General features: G+C 48.3%; 2 protein-coding genes. Both read right to left on the bottom strand.

Annotated features, from left to right (window positions below):
* Positions 1-211: 211 nt before the first annotated feature.
* Entirely contained in the window at positions 212-1,297 is a 1,086-nt protein-coding gene (locus D479_RS18840; protein WP_008640240.1) for an MraY family glycosyltransferase, read from the bottom strand.
* Positions 1,298-2,178: 881 nt separating this feature from the next.
* Positions 2,179-2,556 (bottom strand): hypothetical protein (locus tag D479_RS20890; RefSeq protein WP_008640238.1); only part of this gene is annotated, 378 nt, incomplete at its 5' end.

The following is a 2,556-nucleotide window of genomic DNA, read 5'->3' as shown; positions in this document are numbered from 1 at the left end:
ACTCACCAGCTGTTGATCGGAGGGAAGGCGGAGACTCCTGCGGGAAAAGCGAGACAGGAGAGACCCCGGAAGAGCGGAGCTCTGAGGAGGCTCGCCGACCGCCCGCGGAAAGCGCAGCCTTCCCCGGAGATTAACAGCGTCGCCTGTGAGCCGGAATGAAAACTACTTCTTTGACAAGCAGAAAAAAAGAGCGGGGGAAATCCCCGCTCTTTTAACCTTCTTCTTTTCGTTTTTCCTTCTTCCCTCTCGAAAACAGCCCGATGACCGGACGCTTTCCGCCGGATACCACACCCGTCATCTCCGCAAACAGATGAAGCAGGAACAAAATCACGATCGTAATGATCAACGATATGCCGAACGAAGTCAGCGAGAACAAGAGTGCCAGGAAACCGAAAATCGCACTGAACGCATAAATGATCAATACCGTCGTCCGGTGGCTGAAGCCGGCCGCCAGAATCTGATAGTGGATATGCTTGTTATCCGGCATCATGATCTTCTGCTTGTTGATGAGCCTGCGCAGGATCGAGAACAACGTATCGAACACAGGAATCGCAAGCACGATGATCGGAATGATGAAGCTGAACAACGTCACGTTCTTGAACAGACCGACCATCGAGATGACGGCCATCGAATACCCGAGGAACAAGGACCCTGTATCGCCCATATAAATCGATGCCGGGTAAAAGTTATGGAACAGAAAGCCGATGTTCGAACCGATCAGCACGACACAGAGGTAAACGATCGCGACCTGCGGCTCGATGGCAAGTGCCATGACCGCTATACTGATCAGCGATATGGTCGACACACCGGCAGCGAGGCCGTCGAGACCGTCGATCAAGTTGATCGCGTTCGTTATCCCGATGATCCAGAAGAACGACAAGAGGATACTGACAGGATCACTGAGCGTCACCATACCGATGAACGGTATACTGAGTACGTCGATCTGCAGTCCCGAGAAAATCAGGATCAGCGCCGCGATCACCTGACCGGCCAGCTTATAGAGCGGGCGGATCTGGAAGCGGTCGTCAAGCAGTCCCGTCAGGACGATGACGAATCCACCGATACAGATTGGCAGAAGATACGGCACGTCGGGACGCGTGTACAAAAGCCCCGCGGCCGTACCACCGAAGATCGCCAGCCCTCCCATGCGGGGAGTGATTTCTTTATGTATTTTTCTCATTTCCGGATAGTCCATCATCTTCCACTTTACAGCAAGCTTCATGACCGGAAAAACCAGCACATAACTGACGGCCATGGACAAAAGAATAGCAATGGTCAAGTCTATATAAATGTTCATACAAATCCTCACTAACTATTTTTAGTCTTTCGTTTTGAGACAACGCTAACATTATATCACAGGTGAAGGCGAGTTTTGTCAAACGTTGTCTCTATTTTTCGTCAATTTCGATAGTTACATCGACTTACACGCGAGGGAGCCTGCTCGAAGGGGTACAGCAAATATGGCGGAAAAACAAGAGGGCAAAATGAAAACAGCGTCCGGATGGACGCTGTTTTCTATCTATTTATCGTTGTTGTAATTCTTCAATCATATGGTCGATGACTTCTCTTGATGATAGCAGCTCAGAGTTCTCTGTCTTCTGAATGATGTTCTGTAACAATTCCTTTAAATTATCCATGCTACCCACCTTTTCAAACATAGCTTTCTACTACGGTTCACTCAAACATTCGGGACAAAACTACTTTTTTTGACGGCAGTCTATGTATCTTGTATAGATTAGACGGCTACATAACCGAAAAAGTTTCATCATTCGCTTCATTTCCCGGGAAATGTGTCCAATTTTTCGACTATTTCTCCTATCATAAGGTATTTGTAAAAATTTGAAAAGTGTTTTGTCTATTTTTCTTTATTTTATGTAACTAGAGTCGAAACGTGAAGAAAACAGGTAGAAGCCTAATCCCTTGCTGCATATGTTGTTAAACGATTTTGTCTAAGATGAAAGCGAACGTACACCTGAACACAAACTATTCCTGGTTTATGCCTTCAAGCAGGTAACGAGAGTTTCTGGTGTGAAGACTAAAGAGCAAATGCGATAAAAAGGCTCACCGGCCACCCCGCGGAAAGCGTCCTATTACACGTAGCCCGCTCTCTCATTAAAAAAATGCATCTTGAACAAATACATAAAAACAGGCAGAAGCCCGGGAAGGCTTCTGCCTGTTTCAGGAATGGGAGGTCCATGTCCGCTGCATCGTCTGCAGGGCGTAGGATTGATAAGCGAAACGGTGGATATGCTTCTGGATCGTCCCCGGCCCTTCCCGGTGATAGGTAAACAGGATGACAGCCGGGTGAAGCAGGGAATCATAGAAGAAAATCGGATTGAAGCTTCTTTCCCAACGGCCCATCTTCCACTGACCGAGCAGGTCCAGCTCCCGAACAAAGGCATCATCCATGATGGTATAGGCATTGACACCCGTCGGATGGTCGCTGTAGTCGAGCAGATGATGGAAGCAGACCGCCGCCTGCACATAGGAAAGGGGCGATTCATCCCCGGTTACGGCTTCCATCATCCGGTTTACAGGGAGCGTTTCTGTCTCTGA

Origin of the sequence: Halobacillus sp. BAB-2008 (assembly GCF_000328325.1) — a bacterium.
Taxonomy (GTDB): domain Bacteria; phylum Bacillota; class Bacilli; order Bacillales; family Halobacillaceae; genus Halobacillus.
The sequence above is the reverse complement of the archived record's forward strand: the minus strand, read 5'-3'. Positions and strand labels throughout refer to the sequence as shown.